The 18,190-nt window shown below is 65.6% G+C and carries 15 protein-coding genes and 1 tRNA gene; 6 read left to right on the top strand and 10 right to left on the bottom strand.

The window, feature by feature from the left end:
* The first annotated feature begins 13 nt into the window (after window positions 1-13).
* The 5 genes from mreC (at window position 14) to AC1DQK_RS01145 (ending at window position 4,698) form a co-directional block, all read left to right on the top strand.
* Window positions 14-889, top strand: a complete 876-nt coding sequence (gene mreC, locus AC1DQK_RS01125; protein WP_477866500.1) for a rod shape-determining protein MreC — start codon at window positions 14-16, stop codon at window positions 887-889.
* Window positions 886-1,398, top strand: a complete 513-nt coding sequence (locus AC1DQK_RS01130) for a rod shape-determining protein MreD (protein WP_477866502.1) — start codon at window positions 886-888, stop codon at window positions 1,396-1,398. Before mreC ends, AC1DQK_RS01130 begins: the two co-directional genes overlap by 4 nt.
* Entirely contained in the window at window positions 1,395-3,404 is a 2,010-nt protein-coding gene (gene mrdA, locus AC1DQK_RS01135; protein ID WP_477866504.1) for a penicillin-binding protein 2, read from the top strand. Before AC1DQK_RS01130 ends, mrdA begins: the two co-directional genes overlap by 4 nt.
* Window positions 3,401-4,501, top strand: coding sequence for a rod shape-determining protein RodA (rodA, locus tag AC1DQK_RS01140; RefSeq protein WP_477866506.1), 1,101 nt, complete (start codon window positions 3,401-3,403; stop codon window positions 4,499-4,501). The genes mrdA and rodA overlap by 4 nt, the downstream gene beginning before the upstream one ends.
* Before the next feature lie 121 nt (window positions 4,502-4,622).
* A tRNA-Lys gene (locus tag AC1DQK_RS01145) sits at window positions 4,623-4,698 on the top strand.
* Window positions 4,699-4,776: 78 nt separating this feature from the next.
* Here AC1DQK_RS01145 and AC1DQK_RS01150 read toward each other — a convergent pair.
* Together AC1DQK_RS01150 and AC1DQK_RS01155 are read right to left on the bottom strand one after the other, a co-directional pair.
* The gene (locus tag AC1DQK_RS01150; protein ID WP_477866971.1) at window positions 4,777-5,586 is read right to left on the bottom strand and encodes a kinase; all 810 of its coding nucleotides are present in this window, start codon (window positions 5,584-5,586) and stop codon (window positions 4,777-4,779) included.
* A 25-nt stretch (window positions 5,587-5,611) separates the two neighbouring features.
* Window positions 5,612-6,607 (bottom strand): 2-hydroxyacid dehydrogenase, encoded by a 996-nt coding sequence (locus AC1DQK_RS01155; RefSeq protein ID WP_477866508.1) that lies wholly within the window; start codon window positions 6,605-6,607, stop codon window positions 5,612-5,614.
* Between the two features lie 197 nt (window positions 6,608-6,804).
* Here AC1DQK_RS01155 and cofH point away from each other — a divergent pair, with 197 nt between their 5' ends.
* Window positions 6,805-9,171 carry a 5-amino-6-(D-ribitylamino)uracil--L-tyrosine 4-hydroxyphenyl transferase CofH gene (cofH, locus tag AC1DQK_RS01160; RefSeq protein ID WP_477866510.1) on the top strand — a complete coding sequence of 789 codons (2,367 nt, stop codon included), beginning with the start codon at window positions 6,805-6,807 and terminating at the stop codon, window positions 9,169-9,171.
* Window positions 9,172-9,201: 30 nt separating this feature from the next.
* Here cofH and alaS read toward each other — a convergent pair whose 3' ends face one another.
* From alaS to smpB, 8 genes are all read right to left on the bottom strand, one after another.
* On the bottom strand, window positions 9,202-11,856 hold the full coding sequence (gene alaS, locus AC1DQK_RS01165) for an alanine--tRNA ligase (protein ID WP_477866512.1): 2,655 nt from the start codon (window positions 11,854-11,856) through the stop codon (window positions 9,202-9,204).
* A gap of 187 nt (window positions 11,857-12,043) precedes the next feature.
* On the bottom strand, window positions 12,044-12,670 hold the full coding sequence (locus tag AC1DQK_RS01170) for a glutathione S-transferase family protein (RefSeq protein ID WP_477866973.1): 627 nt from the start codon (window positions 12,668-12,670) through the stop codon (window positions 12,044-12,046).
* A gap of 44 nt (window positions 12,671-12,714) precedes the next feature.
* A complete protein-coding gene (locus tag AC1DQK_RS01175) occupies window positions 12,715-13,062 on the bottom strand; it encodes a VOC family protein (RefSeq protein WP_477866975.1) in 348 nt (115 codons plus the stop codon).
* Window positions 13,063-13,165: 103 nt separating this feature from the next.
* Entirely contained in the window at window positions 13,166-14,239 is a 1,074-nt protein-coding gene (gene recA / locus AC1DQK_RS01180) for a recombinase RecA (protein ID WP_477866514.1), read from the bottom strand.
* A gap of 113 nt (window positions 14,240-14,352) precedes the next feature.
* Complete coding sequence (locus tag AC1DQK_RS01185; RefSeq protein WP_477866516.1) at window positions 14,353-16,779, bottom strand: hybrid sensor histidine kinase/response regulator; 2,427 nt, start codon at window positions 16,777-16,779, stop codon at window positions 14,353-14,355.
* A gap of 86 nt (window positions 16,780-16,865) precedes the next feature.
* Window positions 16,866-17,039, bottom strand: coding sequence for a hypothetical protein (locus tag AC1DQK_RS01190; RefSeq protein WP_477866993.1), 174 nt, complete (start codon window positions 17,037-17,039; stop codon window positions 16,866-16,868).
* A 70-nt stretch (window positions 17,040-17,109) separates the two neighbouring features.
* Complete coding sequence (locus AC1DQK_RS01195) at window positions 17,110-17,682, bottom strand: DUF2062 domain-containing protein (RefSeq protein ID WP_477866518.1); 573 nt, start codon at window positions 17,680-17,682, stop codon at window positions 17,110-17,112.
* Window positions 17,682-18,164 carry an SsrA-binding protein SmpB gene (gene smpB / locus AC1DQK_RS01200; RefSeq protein ID WP_477866520.1) on the bottom strand — a complete coding sequence of 161 codons (483 nt, stop codon included), beginning with the start codon at window positions 18,162-18,164 and terminating at the stop codon, window positions 17,682-17,684. The genes AC1DQK_RS01195 and smpB overlap by 1 nt, the downstream gene beginning before the upstream one ends.
* Between the last annotated feature and the right edge of the window lie 26 nt (window positions 18,165-18,190).

Below are 18,190 nucleotides of genomic sequence, written 5' to 3' on the forward strand. Positions count from 1 at the left end.
GCGCTGACTGGTAATGGCGGCGCCGCGACATAGGCGTCGAGGTTTTTCCCGCAGGGTCCAATTTGGCCTGTTCGCGGGCTATGTGATCGCGACCGTCGGCCTGATCGTCGCGCTGGCGCTGCTGCTGGTAGCGCGCTTCGATCCCCGCGCCTTCTCCACCGTGCGCGGCATCGCGATCGATGGTGGCTCCCTGTTCACGGGCGTCGGTCGCACCGCAATCCGCAGCCTGCACGATGCGGGGGACGAGATCGACGCTTATGTCGATGCCGGCGGGCAGAACCGGGCGCTGAAGCGCGAGCTGGCAGCCGAGCGCCGGGCGGTTATCGCCGCCAAAGCGATCCTGCTGGAAAATGCGCGGCTGAAGCGGCTTGCGCTGCTCACCGAACATCTGCCCAGCCCGATCCTGTCGGCGCGGCTGATCGGATCGACGCCGAGCGGCCAGCGCCGGTTCGCGACTCTCGCCGCCGGCCGCCGCGAAGGCGTGCGCCCGGGCATGGCCGTACGCGCGCCCGAGGGTCTTGTCGGCCGCATCTTCGAAACGGGCATCTTCGCCTCTCGCGTGCTGCTGCTAACCGATGGCGAGACCGCCGTTCCGGTTCGCATGACGAGGAGCAACATCGCCGCGCTGGCAACGGGCCAGGGCGACGGCACCATGGAGATCCGCAGCCTTATCGCGGGCGGCCGGCCGTTCCGGCGCGGCGACCTTGCGGTGACGTCCGGGACCGGCGGCGTCTATGCGCCGAACGTGCCCGTCGCGGTGGTCGTCGAGGTGCGCAGCGATCGCGCAATTGCCCGCCCCTTGGCCGATCCGGCGCGCGCCGATTTCGCTGTGGTCTACCCGATCTTCCAGGCGCCCGTCGTGGAACCGCCGGCACAGCCGAAGCCATGATGTCCGCCCGCGAACATGACTATGTGGCGAAGCCGCCGCTCCGCACGATCGCCGTGCCGATCGGATCGATCCTGCTCGGCTCGGCCATGGGGCTCTTGCCCGTCATCGCCACGGAGCCGATCCTGCCACCGCTCGGCCTCATGATGCTGCTGGCATGGCGCCTGCTCCGCCAGGAAATGTGGGCGGCCTGGGCAGCCCTGCCGCTGGGCCTGGCAGACGACCTGATCAGTGGCCATTATCTCGGTACTTCGATGATATTGTGGACCGTCGCGCTGCTGGTGCTCGACTGGGTCGATCACCATCTCGTCTGGCGCGACTGGTGGATGGAATGGCTGATCGCAGCGATCGGTATCGTCGCCATCGACATCGGCGCCTGGGCGGCTTCCCAGCCGACCGACAGCAGTACGCCGATCAAGACGCTGATACCCCAGCTGATCGGCGCGATCCTGCTGTTCCCGGCGATCCTGCGCCTGACCGCGACGCTCGATCGATGGCGGCTCAGGCGATGAAGCGCGTTCGCATCATCACCGAACAGAGCCAGACCTTCTCCTTCACCCGTCGGGCGTTCGTGCTGGGAGGCGCCCAGGCGACCGTCGGTGGCCTGCTCGCCGCACGGATGGCCTGGCTCTCGGTCGCGCAGAACGAGCGCTATACCACGCTCTCGGAAAGCAACCGGGTGCAGTTGACCCTGGTGCCGCCCCGGCGTGGCTGGATCATCGACCGAGCCGGCAAGCCGATCGCGATCAACCGCACCACGTTCCGCGTCGACATCATTCCCGATCAGCTCAAGCATCCGAAAGCCGTACTCGGCCAGCTCCAGCAGCTGCTTGCCCTGAGTGCCGACGATCTCGACCGGATCCGTGCGGACCTCGCCAAGGCGCGTGGCTATCAGCCCGTACCGGTCGCCGAAAATATCGATTATGAGCGTTTCGCCGCGGTGAGCGTGCGTCAGTCCACCCTCCCCGGGGTCGCGCCCGCGAGCGGTTATGGCCGCTATTATCCCGCGGGCTCGGCAGTCGCGCATCTGGTCGGCTATGTCGGCCCTGCCTCGGCCGCGGACTATGACAAGACACACGACCCACTGCTGATCACGCCAGGATTCAAGATCGGCAAGGAAGGTCTTGAAAGGACTATGGAAAAGTGGCTGCGGGGCAAGCCTGGAGCCAAGCGGAGCGAGGTCACGGCGCATGGCAAGGTGGTCCGCGAGCTGACCACCCGGCCCGAAGTGGTGGGCAACGCCCTCCAACTGACCATCGATGCCGGGCTACAGCGCTACGCCGCGAGCCGGCTCGGCTCGGAAAGCGCGTCGGCGGTCGTGATCGACACTCACAGTGGCGGCATCCTGGCGATGGCGTCGATGCCGGCCTATGATCCTAACAGCTTTTCCGACGGGATCAGCCATGCCGAGTGGGGCCAGCTCTCCAGTGACGACCACCTACCGCTGACCAACAAGGTGATGCAGGGGCTCTATCCGCCGGGTTCCACCGTCAAGCCGATGGTCGCGCTTGCCCTGCTCGAGGCCGGCGTTGATCCCAACCAGACGGTGGTCTGCACCGGGCGCTACCGGCTGGGCAGCAGTTATTTCCACTGCTGGCGCCACGGCGGACATGGCAGCGTCGACATGCATCGTGCGATTGCTTCGAGCTGCGACATCTATTTTTACACGATGTCACGGCTGATCGGGATGGACCGGATCGCGGCGATGGCGCGGCAACTCGGCCTGGGCCAGGAATATGACCTGCCGATGCCCTCGCAGCGCTATGGCACGGTTCCAGATACAGAATGGAAGGCGCGCCGCTACAAGGGCGCCCGCTGGACGACCGCCGACACGCTCAACGCGACGATCGGCCAGGGCTATATGCTCGCCAATCCGCTTCAGCTGGCGGTGATGGCGGCGCGGATCGCGAGCGGCGCGGCGCTCGTGCCGCGCATGATCGTCAACAAGCGCTACGGGCAGCAGGGCGGCGCGCTCGACGTGTCGCCCGAGCATCTCGACCTTGTGCGCCAGGCGATGAGCGACGTGATCAACAGCGGCATGGGCACCGGGGGATCGGGGCGTCTCAACTTGCCGGGCGGCGAGCTGATGGGCGGAAAGACCGGCACCGCGCAAGTCCGGCGGATCTCGATGGCGATGCGTCGAGCCGGCCTGACCGGCACGGAAGGCATGCCGTGGAAATATCGCGACCACGGCCTGTTCGTCGGATTCGCGCCGGTTCAGGCCCCGCGTTACGCCGTATCCGTGGTGATCGAGCACGGCCTCCATGGTGCGGCCGGCGCCCCGATCGCACGCGATCTGATCACCTATCTCTACGACCCGAAGCGCGCCCAAGACCGGCTCGCCGCGCTCGAGGAGGGCTGGGGCGGAACCATCGAGGCGCGCATGGCGAAGAAAGCGGAGGCCTGGGCACATCGCGAAGATCCATCGGTGGAGCATGCGGCGCCGGTCGGCGACCCCACCCGTGCGGCCCCTCCCCCACCCACCAGCGCGGAAGATGAGGAGCGCGATCCCGAATGAGCCGGGATTCGATCATCCCGGCGCCGCTTCAGCACATTCCCTGGCGGGTGCTCTCGCTGATCATCGCGATCGGCTGTTTCGGCCTGGTCGTGCTCTATTCGGCGGCAGGCGGCAGCCTGACGCCCTGGGCGATGTCGCAGGGCATCCGCTTCTGCATGTTCATCGGGCTTGCGGTCGTCATTTCCTGGGCCGGCGAGGACCGGCTCAAGCGCGCGGCGCTGCCGACCTATATGCTGTTGGTGACCCTGCTGCTGCTTGTCGAACTCTTCGGCTTCGTCGGCGGCGGCAGCCGACGGTGGCTCGACCTCGGCTTCATCCGGCTGCAGCCTTCCGAATTGATGAAGCCGGTGATCGTGCTGGCGGTGGCGCGCTTCTACGATCTGTTGCCGGCCAGCGAGATCCGCGGCTGGAGCGCCGTCTGGCCGCCCGCGCTGCTGATCGGCGTTCCTGCCAGCCTCGTGCTCATCCAGCCCGACCTGGGGACCGCGCTGATGATCTGTGCGGGTGGGATCACGGTGGCCTTTCTGGCCGGGCTGCCGATCCGCCTGTTTGCGGGCGCCGCGCTCACCTTTGCCGCAGCCTTTCCCATCGCGCTGTCGATGATGCACGGCTACCAGCGTGATCGGATCGAGATCTTCCTGAACCCCGAAAGCGATCCGCTCGGCGCCGGCTACCATATCATCCAGTCGAAGATCGCGATCGGATCCGGCGGCATCTTCGGCAAGGGCTTCCTGGGCGGCACCCAGAGCCACCTCGATTACCTCCCCGAGCGGCACACCGACTTCGTCTTCGCGACGATGGCCGAGGAATGGGGCCTTGTCGGCGGCGTGTTCCTGATCCTGGCCTTCATGCTGGTCATCCGCTGGGGGATGCGCGTCGCCGGTCGCGCCCGCTCCCGCTTCGCCCGGCTGACCGCGGCCGGGCTTGCCACGACGATCTTCTTCTATGTGGCGATCAACCTCATGATGGTGATGGGGCTCGCGCCGGTCGTGGGCATCCCGCTGCCGCTGGTGTCGTTCGGCGGATCGGCGATGATGACGGTGCTGATCTGCCTCGGGATGCTGATGGCGATCGACCGCTCCTCCCGCCCCGCATGACGGTGCGGCAGGAAATCGCGCTGCTGCAAAATTATCGCGCCTAGGCGGTTTACATCCCGCCCGACCCGATGCTAAGGGCGCGCCTCCACGACGGGAAGCCAACACCCGACAGTCGGATAGTGGACGCATAGCTCAGTTGGTAGAGCAGCTGACTCTTAATCAGCGGGTCCTTGGTTCGAGCCCAAGTGCGTCCACCATTTCCTTTCATGAATAGTTTAATCTGCCCCCCAGGTGAGACAGCGCGATCGTCTTGGTCGGGCGCCGCTTCCCCTTGTTCAACCCAACCTTCCCCCTTTTGCGCAGATGATGTCGTGCGGGCGCCGATCCTCGCCGAGCATCGCTACGAGATCGGCGCGCGCGGGCATCTCCTCGAGGATGTGCCGCGTCAACCGTTCGTAATGCTGGACGAAGCGGGACAGTTCTGCGTCCGACATCACCCCCTGTGCGCCGGGAGGCGCGCTGGCCCGAAGGTCCCGCTCCTGTTCGATGCGCCACTGCCGGACGATCGCGAAGTTCGGCGCGGCGAGCAGCAGCAGCAGGTCGATACGGGCGAACAATCGTTGATAGTCGCCCGCCAGTGCCTGATTGACGAAGCTGCGCCAGATCCCGTCCGGATCCTCGTTGCGCTCGAGTGCATTGACGGGGTCCGCCAGGGCCGCTTGCGGCTGGGCGCGCGCCCCGACGCACCAGCCTTCGAAGATCAGGACGTCGGTGTTGGAGGCGGCGCTGCCCCAGCGCGCCGTCGCGGCACGATCGTCCCTGGCCTTGTCGAAGCGGGGCAGCGCGACGGCGCGGCCACGATCGAGACTCTCGAGCACGCTGAGACCGAGGTCGACATCGTGCGTGCCCGGCACGCCCCTAGTGCGGAGCAGCGGATGTACGTCCCGGGCGAGATGCTCGCGCTCAGCTCGCGTCCTGTACAGATCATCGATCGAGAGTATCGCGGCGGAGACGCCGTCATTTTCACAACAGCTCGCCAAACGGCCGGCCAGGGTCGACTTGCCGCTGCCCTGCGCCCCGCACAGGCCGACGATCAGCGGCCGCCGCCTATGGTCGTGTGCCCGCGCCTGGCGGATCGCCGCCATGGCGGCATCCAGGATATTGCGAGGCTCAGGCGACACGATTGGGTGGCTCCCGGCCAGCGAAGAAAGCTTCGAGATTGGCGGCCGCCTGCATGCCCATCGCCGTCCGCGTCTCGACGGTCGCGCTACCGAGGTGGGGAAGCAGCACCACATTCTCGAGCGTTGCCAGGTCCGGGTGAACCGCGGGCTCGCGCTCGAACACGTCGAGCCCGGCAGCGGCCAGCCGGTTCGATCCAAGCGCAGCGGCGAGCGCCGCTTCATCGACGATCGAGCCGCGTGCGCTGTTGATCAGGATGGCGCTGGGCTTCATGCGCGCGAGCAAGCGTTCGTCGACCAGGTGGAAGGTCTCGCTGCTAGCGGGCACGTGGAGCGACAGGATATCCGCTTCTGCCGCGAGCGCGTCCAGCGAAGGCGCGCGGCTCGCCGCGAGCGCCACCTCGATATCGACGGGCGCAGGCCGGCGGCTATGATAGCGGATGCGCATGCCGAACGCGATTGCGCGGGCGGCGGTCGCCTGGGCGATCCTGCCGAAGCCGACGAGGCCGAGCGTCTTGCCGGAGATGTCCTGCCCCATCATGTGGGTCGGCCGCCACCCGGTCCAGCGCCCGGCGCGCAACTCCCGCTCCCCCTCGCCCGCGCGACGGGCGGCCATCAGGATCAGTATCAACGCCAGATCGGCGGTGGCCTCGCTCAGGGCATCGGGCGTATTGGTGACGACAATCCCTGCCCGCCGTGCCGCCGCCAGATCGATATGCTCGAAACCGGCGCCGAAATTGGCGAGCAGGCGAACCGTCGCGCCCGGCGCGGCGATCATCTCGGCATCGAAGCGATCGGTGATCGTCGGGCAGATCGCGTCGTACCGCGTCATCGCATCGAGCAGATCATTCCGCGACAGGGGAACGTCCTCCTCGTTCAGCCGCACGTCGAAACGCGCCTGTAGATGCTGCTCCACAGCGGAAGGCAGCCGCCGCGTCACGCGCAGTCGCGGGCGCTTTTCCACGGGTTCGCAAGGATCAATGGCCATCGCGCACAGTGTCCGTCACAGCGCCCGCAATCTCCTCCGGATCCATTTCACCTCGCGGCAGATATCAGCCAGGCGCCACTATCCCACGACATGACAATTTCGGGCAGCCGGGCAAGTCCAGCGCGAAGTTATTGCGCGAAAGCAAAAGCCTGCATAGCAGCAAGGGTATGACAAGGCTTGTGCATCTCCCTGGACCCATGACGGATATGCTCTCCGGTCCGCTCGACCTGATGATGGCGGAGGCCGCGCGCCTGCGCGACGAGGGGCATGGCCGCATCCAGAGCTGGTCGCCCAAGATATTCATTCCGCTGACCCAGCTGTGCCGCAACCTGTGTCATTACTGTACCTTTTCCCAGCCGCCGAAAGCGGGCGAATCCGCGTACCTTACGCGCGAGCAGGTGTTGACGATCGCGCAGGCCGGCAAGGCCGCGGGCTGCACCGAGGCGTTGTTCACGCTGGGCGACAAGCCCGAGCTGCGCTTCAAGGCCGCGCGGGATGAACTCGCGAAGCTGGGCCATGAGACGACCCTGTCCTATCTCATCGATGTCTGCCGGGCGGTTCGCGACGAGACGGGCCTGCTGCCCCATGTCAATGCGGGGGTGATGAGCCGAGAGGAGATGGCGGCACTCCGTACCGTTTCGGCCTCACAGGGATTGATGCTGGAATCGGTTTCGGAACGGCTCTGCGAGAAGGGCGGGCCGCATTACCGCTCGCCCGACAAATCCCCTGCCGTGCGGCTGGAGATGATCCGGCTGGCAGGCGAACTGGCCGTTCCTTTCACGACCGGGATACTGATCGGCATCGGTGAGACGCGCGAGGAACGAATCGAGGCCCTGATCGCCATCCGCGACCTGCACGCGCGCTACGGCCACATCCAGGAGGTGATCGTCCAGAACTTCCGGGCCAAGGCCCGCACGGTGATGGCGGAAGCGCCCGAACCGGGCATGGACGAATTGCTGTGGACGATCGCGGCCGCGCGCCTCGTGCTCGGCCCGGCCATGAACATCCAGGCCCCACCCAATCTATCGGCGGACGATTTCCCGACATTGCTGGCGGCGGGGATCAACGACTGGGGCGGGGTGTCACCGGTGACTCCGGACCATGTCAATCCCGAGGCGCCCTGGCCGGAGGTTGATCATCTGCGAAACGCGACCGCTAGGGCAGGCCGTATTCTCGTCGCCCGCCTGCCGGCCTATCCGGCGTGGGGCTCGCGCGGCCTCGCCCGCTGGCAGGACTCGTCCATGGCTCGGCACATCCTCGCATCCGCCGACACAGCGGGCTTCGCGCGCGCCGATCCCTGGTCGCCCGGGCTTTCGCTGCCCGAACGCCCGCCCGAAATCGCCAACCTCTCCAGCGTCGATCCGACCGTCGCAGCTATCGTTGCGCGCGCCATGGCGGGCGAGGCTATCGGCGAAGACGATATCGTGACCCTGTTCAAGGCGCGGGATGCCGATTACGAGCATGTCTGCCGATCGGCGGACAGGCTGCGCTCGCAGGTGAATGGTGACACCATCACCTATGTCGTCAACCGCAACATCAACTATACCAACATCTGCACCTACAAATGCGGATTTTGCGCCTTCTCGAAAGGCAGCACGGCGGATGCCCTGCGCGGTAAGCCCTATGACCTCGACATGGAGGAGGTCGTGCGCCGGGCTGGCGAGGCCTGGGAGCGGGGCGCGACCGAAGTCTGCATGCAGGGCGGCATCCATCCGCACTATACCGGCGAGACCTATATCGAGCTGGCACGGGCCGTGCGCGCGGCGGTGCCGGATATGCACATCCACGCCTTTTCGCCGCTCGAAGTGACACAGGGAGCGGCGACGCTCGGAATCTCTATCGAGACCTTCCTGCGCCGCCTCAAGGAGGCTGGACTCAACACGCTGCCCGGCACCGCGGCCGAGATCCTCGACGACGAGGTGCGGGCACAGATCTGCCCCGACAAGCTCGATGCCCAGACCTGGTTAGACGCGATGGCAAGCGCGCATCGGGTGGGCTTCCGCACGACGGCGACGATCATGTTCGGCCATGTCGAGGAGGAACGCCACTGGGCGCGCCACCTGCTCCTTATCCGAGCGATGCAGGCCCGCACCGGGGGCTTCACCGAGTTTGTTCCCCTCCCCTTCGTTCATATGGAAGCCCCGATGGGCGTGCGAGGGCAGACCCGCGCAGGGCCGACCTTCCGGGAGGTCGTGCTGATGCACGCCATCTCACGCCTCGCGTTGCACCCGCTGATCACCAACATCCAGACCAGCTGGGTGAAGCTGGGCCCGGCGGGCGTATCAGCCTGCCTGAACGCCGGCGCCAATGACCTGGGTGGCACATTGATGAACGAGAGCATATCGCGGGCGGCAGGGACGCAGCATGGGCAGGAGATGCCGCCCATCGCGATGGAAGAACTGATCCGCTCGATCGGCCGCACAGCTCGCCAACGCAACACCATCTATGGCGCGGTGAGCGAAGACGTGCATCGGCGCGGCCTGACGGCCGGCGTTTTGACGCCGATCGCGCTCACGCCGCCTCGCAAGCTGCGCGGGCGTGCCAAGGCCGAACCAGCTCTCTAATCTTCGCCGCTGGTTGGAGCAACAGCCCGATCAGGCTGGAACCTTTGCCAGCGCGTCTCTCGCCGCAGCGACCGCGTCTGTCGCCTTGGTGCCGTCGGGCCCGCCGCCTTGCGCCATGTCCGGTCGCCCACCGCCGCCCTGCCCGCCCAGCGCCTCGACCGCAGCCTTGACGAGATCGACGGCGCTGATCCGGCCGACGAGGTCGGCAGTGACGCCGGCTGCCACGCTCGCGCGGCCATCGTTGACGGCGACGATCATCGACACGCCCGAACCGAGCGCCGACTTCGCCTCGTCGACCAGGCCGCGCAGTCCCTTGGGATCGAGCCCCTCGACGATCTGCGCCAGGAACTTCACACCCGCGACGTCTTCCGGACCGGCCGCATCGGCCCTGGCCGCGCCGCCGCCCAGCGCCAGCGCCTTCTTCGCGTCGGCCAGCTCGCGCTCCAGCTTGCGGCGCTCCTCGACCAGCGCGGCGATCCGCGCCGGCACCTCGTCGGGCGAGGTCTTCAGCGCTGCGGCGGCTTCGCGCAGCCGCTCGTCGCGATGGGTCAGCCAAAGCCGCGCGGCTTCGCCCGTCAGGGCTTCGATGCGGCGAACGCCGCTCGATACCGCGCTCTCCGAGATGATCTTGAACAGCGCGATATCGCCCAGCGCCGAGACATGGGTGCCGCCGCACAGCTCGACGGAATAGGTGCCGTCATTGGCGCGGCCCATCGAGAGAACGCGGACCTCGTCGCCATATTTCTCGCCGAACAGCGCCATCGCCCCGGCTTCGATGGCCGCATCGGGCGTCATCAGTCGCGTCGACACCTCATCATTCTCGCGGATATGCCGGTTCACCTCCGCCTCGACCGCGGCGATGTCCTCGGCAGTCAGCGCCTTGGGATGCGAGAAATCGAAGCGGAACCGGTCGGCCGCGACGAGGCTGCCCTTCTGGGTGACATGGCCGCCGAGACGGTGGCGCAATGCCGCGTGCAGCAGGTGCGTCGCGCTGTGGTTGGCGCGGATCTGGGAGCGACGTACCCCGTCGACGCTTAGATGGAGCGTGTCGCCGAGCTTCACCGAACCACTGAGGATGCGAGCCTTGTGGGCGTGGAGGCGGCCGAGCGGCTTGGTTGTGTCGCTGACCTCGATATCCAGCCCGTTGTCGCCGGTGATGCGGCCGGCATCGCCCATCTGGCCGCCGCTCTCGCCATAGAAAGGCGTCTGGTTGGTGATCAGCGTCACCTCGTCGCCGGCCGCGGCGGCATCGACGCGCTTGCCGTCGCGGACGATCGCGAGCAGCTGGCCCTCGCCTTCCTCGCTCACATAGCCGGTAAACTCGGTGCCGCCATGTTCCTCGGCTATGTCGAACCAGATCTCTTCGGAGGCCTTGTCGCCCGATCCCTTCCAGGCGGCACGGGCCGCGGCCTTCTGTTCGGCCATGGCAGCGTCGAAACCGGCGCGGTCTACGCCGAGATCCTGGGCGCGCAACGCATCCTCGGTCAGGTCGTAGGGGAAGCCGAAGGTATCGTAGAGCTTGAACGCGACGGCTCCGGGCAGGACGTCGCCCGATTTCATCGAGCCGGTCGCCTCGTCGAGCAGACGCAGGCCATTGGCCAGCGTCTGGCGGAAGCGCGTCTCCTCGAGCTTCAGCGTTTCCTCGATCAGCGGCTGCGCGCGAACCAGTTCCGGATAGGCGGCACCCATCTCGGCGACCAGGCTGGGTACCAGGCGGTGCATCAGCGGGTCGGCGGCGCCCAGAAGATGGGCATGGCGCATCGCCCGGCGCATGATCCGGCGCAGCACATAGCCGCGGCCCTCATTGGCGGGCAGCACGCCGTCGGCCACGAGAAAGCCGGAAGCCCTCAGATGGTCGGCGATCACCCGATGCGACGCCTTGTTCGCCCCGTCCGTCGCGGTCCTGGTGAACTCGCCCGAGGCAGCGATCAGCGCCTTGAAGGTGTCGGTGTCGTAATTGTCGTGAACGCCCTGCAGCACCGCGGCGATGCGCTCGAGCCCCATTCCGGTGTCGATCGAGGGCCTGGGCAGGTTGATCCGGCTGTCCTTGTCGACCTGTTCATATTGCATGAACACGAGGTTCCAGATCTCGACGAAGCGATCCCCATCCTCATCCGGACTACCCGGGGGGCCGCCGGGAATATGCTCGCCATGATCGTAGAAAATCTCGGAACAGGGTCCGCACGGGCCGGTATCGCCCATCGACCAGAAATTGTCGGAGGTGGCGATGCGGATGATCCGGCTCTCGGGCATGCCAATCTTCTTCCAGAGATCGAACGCCTCGTCGTCGCTATGATAGACGGTGACGGTCAGCCGGTCGGGCGATATTCCCCAGGTGCCGGTGATCAGGCTCCAGGCGAGGCTGATCGCGCGTTCCTTGAAATAGTCACCGAAGGAGAAATTGCCGAGCATTTCGAAGAAGGTATGATGCCGGGCGGTATAGCCTACATTGTCGAGATCATTGTGCTTGCCGCCGGCACGCACGCATTTCTGGGACGACGTCGCGGTCGAATAGGGCCGGGTTTCGAGCCCGGTGAAGACATTCTTGAACGGCACCATGCCCGCATTGACGAACATCAGCGTCGGATCATTGTGCGGCACCAATGGCGCCGACGGCACCGGCGCATGGCCTTCGCGCGCGAAATGATCCAGGAAGGAGCGGCGGATGTCGTTGGTCGATGTCATGGGTGGGACTTAGGCGACGCGCGACCGGTTCTCAAGCGGTTCGGCGGAGTAGTCGAAGGTTGATCACTCTGCTGCGGAAAAATGCGCGATCTGGTCTGCATAAGCCTTGACGCAGGCCGATCGGGCAGCGGCGCGCGCGACATTGGTCGCGGCAGCCATATTCCCTCACGTCAAACAGGCCACGGCATCAGGCATAGGCATAGGCCCCGCCCTTCTCCAATGCAGCGCGATAGGCCGGCCGCGCGTGGATACGGTCGAGCCATTCGGTGATCGTCGGCCGCTTGCCGTCGAGCTTCAGCCGCTCGCGGGCCGCTTCGAGCGGAAAGCTCATCATGACGTCCGCGGCGCTGATCTCATTGCCCGCAAACCATGGGCGCTGGCTGAGCTCGGCCTCGACATAGTCGATCTGCACCATCGCCATGTTGGTGACGGTCCGCTTCGCGACCCATCCGAACGGTCCCATCTTGTCGATCACCAGGCGGAGCAGCAGCGGCGGCATCAGCGAACCCTCGGCATAATCGAGGAAATAGCGCCAGCGCAGCGCGCCGTTCCCATCCTGAGGCGGACCGAAATCCCCGCCGGCCAGCGCGACGAGATATTCGACAATGGTGGCCGTTTCGGCGACGATGCGGCCGTCATGTTCGATAACGGGAGATTTTCCGAGCGGATGAACCTTGCGCAACTCGGGGGGCGCCAGCATCGTCTTCGGATCGCGCGCGTAGCGGCGGACCGCATAAGGCAGGCTAAGTTCCTCGAGCAGCCAGAGCACCCGCTGCGAGCGTGAGTTTTCGAGATGGTGGACGATGATCGGGATTGTCTTGGTCATGGGGCGGCTCCGCTGCGAGGGGCGGGCCGCTGTCAGTCGGCCGGCTCGTTCACGTAGACGGCAAGTTCGATACCCGACGGTTCAAGGAAGTGAAAGCGGCGGCCGCCGGGAAAGGCGAAGATAGGCCGCACGACCACACCGCCCGCAGTCTCCACCGCCAGCTGGGCGGCTTCGAGATCGTCGACTTCGATCACCGCCAGCGGAGCCTTGCTTGCCTCGGCGGGGTCACCGTTGAGGCCGATGTCGCAACCCTGCCCGATCGTCGCGGCGTAATCCGGGCCGAAGGCGGTCAACGACCAGCCGAATGCCTGTTCGAAAAAGGCCTTGCTGCCGGCAGTGTTCCCGACTGGCAGTTCGATATAGTTCAGACGCGCCGCCATCATCCGATCTTCCCGTCCGTTCGTCCCGAGCGAAGTCGTGGGACGTGGGTCTGCGCACCGTGCCTCGACCTCGCTCGACACGAACGGGGAAAGCCCCGTCGGATCAGATGTCGTCGTCTTCGGCCGGACCCGCCATCAGCGCATCGCCAACCGTTTCGGTATTGCCGCGAATTGCCGATTCGAGCTTTGCGGCCAGTTCGGGATTTTCGCGCAAATAGGCCTTGGCATTCTCGCGGCCCTGGCCGATGCGAACCGAGTCATAGCTGAACCATGCGCCCGATTTTTCGACCAGCCCCGCCTTGACGCCGAGATCGATCAGCTCGCCGACCTTCGACACGCCTTCGCCATACATGATGTCGAACTCGACCTGCTTGAACGGCGGCGCGACCTTGTTCTTGACGACCTTTACCCGCGTCGCGTTGCCGACGACCTCATCGCGATCCTTGATCGCGCCGGTGCGGCGGATATCGAGCCGGACCGAAGCGTAGAATTTGAGCGCATTGCCGCCGGTCGTCGTTTCCGGCGAACCATACATCACGCCGATCTTCATACGAATCTGGTTGATGAAGATGACGAGGCACTTGGAGCGGCTGATCGAGCCGGTGATCTTGCGCAGCGCCTGGCTCATCAGACGGGCCTGCAGACCGACATGGCTGTCGCCCATCTCGCCCTCGATTTCGGCCCTGGGAACCAGCGCCGCGACCGAGTCGATCACCAGCACGTCGATCGCATTGGAGCGCACCAGCGTGTCGGCGATCTCGAGTGCCTGCTCGCCGGTATCGGGCTGCGACACGATCAGCTCGTCGATGTTGACGCCCAGCTTCTTCGCATAGACCGGGTCCAGCGCATGCTCGGCGTCGATGAACGCGGCGGTGCCGCCGCCCTTCTGCGCCTCGGCGATCGCATGCAGTGCCAGCGTCGTCTTGCCCGAGCTTTCGGGGCCGAAAATCTCCACGACACGGCCACGCGGCAATCCGCCGATGCCGAGTGCGATGTCCAGCCCCAGCGAGCCGGAGGAGATCGCCTCGACCTGCATCGCCTCACGCGATCCGAGTTTCATCGCCGAGCCCTTGCCGAAGGCACGATCTATCTGCGCCAAAGCGGCTTCAAGGGCCTTCTGTCTATCCATATTCGCCGCGTCCTTTTCGGATCCGATGAGCTTCAACTGTGCCGCCATGGGTCAACTCCCTCGTAGATCGCGTGATCGAAAGCTTCAAACACGATCTTCGTACATGGAATGTTCCACTGGAACAAGAGATAAACATTCGTGATTTGTTCCACGAAGGCGGCCTAGCTGACAACCTCCGTCCGGGCGTGGTCCGCCAGCGCCTCTCGCGCCGCCTGCCCGATCTGCTGGACCGAGAAGGGTTTCGGCAGGAAGCCGATATTGTCGAGGTCGATCGACTTGCGCAGTTGTTCCTCGGCATAACCAGACATGAAGATGATCGGCAGATTTGGTTGCTTCTCCCTTGCCGCCCGCGCCATGGTCGGGCCGTCCATCGTCGGCATCACCACATCGGAGATCACCAGGTCGATCGGTTCTTCGGAGTTCTCGATGATCTCGAGCCCCTCCTCACCATTGGTGGCCGTGAGGATCTTGTAGCCCTGGCGCGCCAGGGCGCGCTCCGCCACCGCGCGCACCATGGCCTCGTCCTCTACGAGCAGGATGGTGCCGGTCCCCCATAATTCGGTGCTGACTTCCTTGGCTTTGACCAGCGGCGCCACCGCCGAAGCCGGCGCCTCGTGCACCGGCAGATAGATGACGAAGCTGGTGCCCTTCCCCAGCTCGCTCTCGGCGAAGATGAAACCGCCGGTCTGTTTGACGATCCCGTATACGGTCGACAGCCCCAGGCCCGTGCCCTTGCCGACTTCCTTGGTCGTGAAGAAGGGTTCGAAAATCTTGGTGATGATCTCCGGCGCAATGCCACCGCCGGTGTCGGTCACCTTCATCGCGGTATATTCGGTGACCGGCATGATCTCCATGCCGAGACGCCGCACGTCGGCCTGCGACATCGCATAGGTCTGGATCGTCAGCGTGCCGCCATCAGGCATGGCGTCGCGGGCGTTGACCGCCAGGTTGACGATAACCTGTTCGAGCTGGCCCGGGTCGGCCCGCACCGTGCCGAGATTGCGGCCATGGCTGACCTCCAGCTTGACGGTTTCGCCCAGCAGCCGCTTCAACAGGTTCGAAATCTCGGAGATCACGTCCGGTATCTGGAGAATCTGCGGCCGCAGCGTCTGCTGGCGCGAGAAGGCGAGCAACTGGCGGGTCAGCGCCGCGGCGCGGTTCGAGTTGTGCTTGATCTGCTGGATATCGTCATAGTCGCTGTCACCCGGAATGTGGCGCATCGTCATCAGGTCGCAATGGCCGATGATCGCGGTCAGGATATTGTTGAAGTCATGGGCGACGCCGCCGGCCAGCTGGCCCACGGCCTGCATCTTCATCGCCTGCGCCACCTGGCGCTTGAGCTTGGATTCCTCGCTATTGTCCTTGAGGCTGAGCAGCACCGCGGCATTGCCGAGTCCCTTGGCCGCCGCGATGGTCAGCGAGACATTCTCCTCGGGCCGTTCCTTGAGGCGCACCGAGAGATCGCTGGCAGACCCGCGGCCGGCCGAGAAGCGGCGCACCGCGTCGGAAACCGCCGCCTTGTCCTCCTCGACGACCAGGTCGCCCGGATAGACGATCGTCGACTCCGGCCCCAGCCCTGCCGCGCGCCGGAATGGCGCGTTCATGAACAGCACGCGGCCGTCCCGCTCTGCTACCGCGAGACCGAGCGGCAGCATGCCGAGCAATGCGTGGAGATCGCCGGTGGCGACCCTGCGCGCCTCGGCGCCCATGTTGCCGCCGCCCAGCTCGTCGAGCAGCAGGAACAGCGTGGCGTTGACGGCACCGTGATCGTCGAGCGGGATCTGGATCAAGCGGACCGGATCGCCACCCGGCGGGTCGGCTGCGAGCCGGATCACATCGCCATCGCTGCGCAACAGTTCGGCAAAGGCCCAGCCCGAGCTCGGCGCATCGGCGGAACCAAGCGCCCTCTGGAGGAAGACCCGATTGGCGGTGATGCCGATGCCGTTGCCATCGACTAGCGCCCCCATCAGACCCGCGCTGCCGATCCGCCGACCGATATCGCTTCCCAATATGCGCAGGATATCCGCCATGTTGTCCGACTGGCTCGAACGGTGGAAGCGCCAGACGAGATGGCTGTCCTCGTTGCCGGCGCGCCTTACGATGATATCCACCAGCCCCCGGTCGGTGGCGAGCTTGGCGAGATCGGCCCGCCCATCGCGCATCGCCGCTATCGCGGCGGCGGCAAGCTGCATGCGCACCTCGTGCGGCAGCGGCAGCGCAGGCGGAGTCGGCAGGCCGCCGAACCAGGTTTCGAACTGGCGGTTCGCGCAGACCAGCTCGCCATTCGGCCCTGTGATGGCAACGCCGGCATCGGCATCCTCGATGCTGCCCAGCACCAGCCCAAGATCGGTCTGCCGCATCGGCCGCACATGGATCTGGGAACGGATCATCGCGACCAGCAGGATCATGCCGACGCCCAGGATGAACGCGAGCATGAACAGGCCCGCGACAAGAAGGTTGTCGGTTGCGCCCCAGATCATGCCCGCCATGCCGACCGATGATACGAGCGTCAGCATGGCCAGCATCGCATTGAGCACGAGCCGCCCCAGGCGGGGGGACATGGTTCTGGCGGGATAGCTGCTCGACATGAATGCCTTGTTCTCCCGACGTTCCGGCTTCGTCAAGCGGCGCCTTGATGCCTTTCCCGTCGGACGCAGAACATCCGGCCGGCTTATCACCAGATTCGGACGCGTTCGGCCGGTGCCAAATACATCTTCTCCGCCGCCTTGAAGGGATCGAGATTCCGCACCAACCAGCTGCGCTGGACCGATGGCGAGTGCGGGTCGGTCAGCAGCCGCTGGCGGCTACCCATGCCGGCGGTGTCGAAGCCGAAGCTGAGGGCGGTCAAAAAATATCTTCATGGGACATCGGTGTGTCATTCAGCTATGACAGCTGACTTATCATCACCATTGTCAGTATCAAGTCTCGATGGTCTCGCGTCCGGCGCGGTGGCGCTCGCGAAGCGCCCATTTGCGCGAAATCCACGCCCGCCACACACAACTCGACAACAGATAGCCGATCGCACCCGAAACGGTGGCGATTACGAACAACCCGGCGATCAGCGCAGGTGCCGCCGCCGAGGCTGCCCAGCCCGCCCATTCGGCCAGCGATGCACCATGATCGATCATCGCCGAAACCGTGCCGAGATCCGCGGTCGAGTGCACGAACCGGTTGCCGACGACGAGCGAGAGATAGAGCAGGAAGGGCGTGGTCGCGGGATTGCTGAGGAAGGTCATCGCGATCGCGATCGGCACATTGGCGCGGCATGGCAGCGCCAGCAGAGCAGCGCCGATGATCTGCAGCCCCGGGATCATCAGGAATATGCCGACCAGCAGGCCCAGCGCTACGCCGCGCGGCACCGATCGCCGCGTGAAGCGCCACAGGCTCGGCTCGAGGACGCGATGGGCGAACGGCCGCATCCAACGCACCTCCTCCAGCGATTCGCGGGTCGGAGCGTTTTTACGCCACCATCTGCCAATGCTGTCGAACATCAGCCGCGGTCCCTGAGCAGCCGCTGCTGTTCGCGCTTCCAGTCGCGGGTCTTTTCGGTTTCGCGCTTGTCGTGCAGCTTCTTGCCCTTGGCGAGCGCCAGTTCCACCTTGGCCCGCCCCTTGCCGTTGAAATAGATCGACAGCGGGATCAGCGTCATGCCCTCGCGCGACACCGCGGTGCGCATCTTCTCGATCTGCCGGTGGTGCAGCAGCAGCTTGCGGGGCCGCTTGGGCTCATGATTGAAGCGGTTGCCGTGGCTGAACTCGGGCACATTGGCGTTGACCAGCCATATCTGATCGCCCTTCACTTCGGCGTAGCTCTCGGCGATCGAGCCCTCGCCGAAGCGAAGCGACTTCACTTCGGTACCGGTCAGCGCGATGCCCGCCTCGAAGAACTCCTCGAGGAAATATTCATAACGGGCGCGCCGATTCTCGGCGACGATCTTTGTCTTCTCGAACTCGGCGGGACGCGGACGGACCATAAATCTCTATATCACCCCTCCCGCTG

It is taken from the genome of Rhizorhabdus sp. P4_G5, assembly GCF_056401065.1.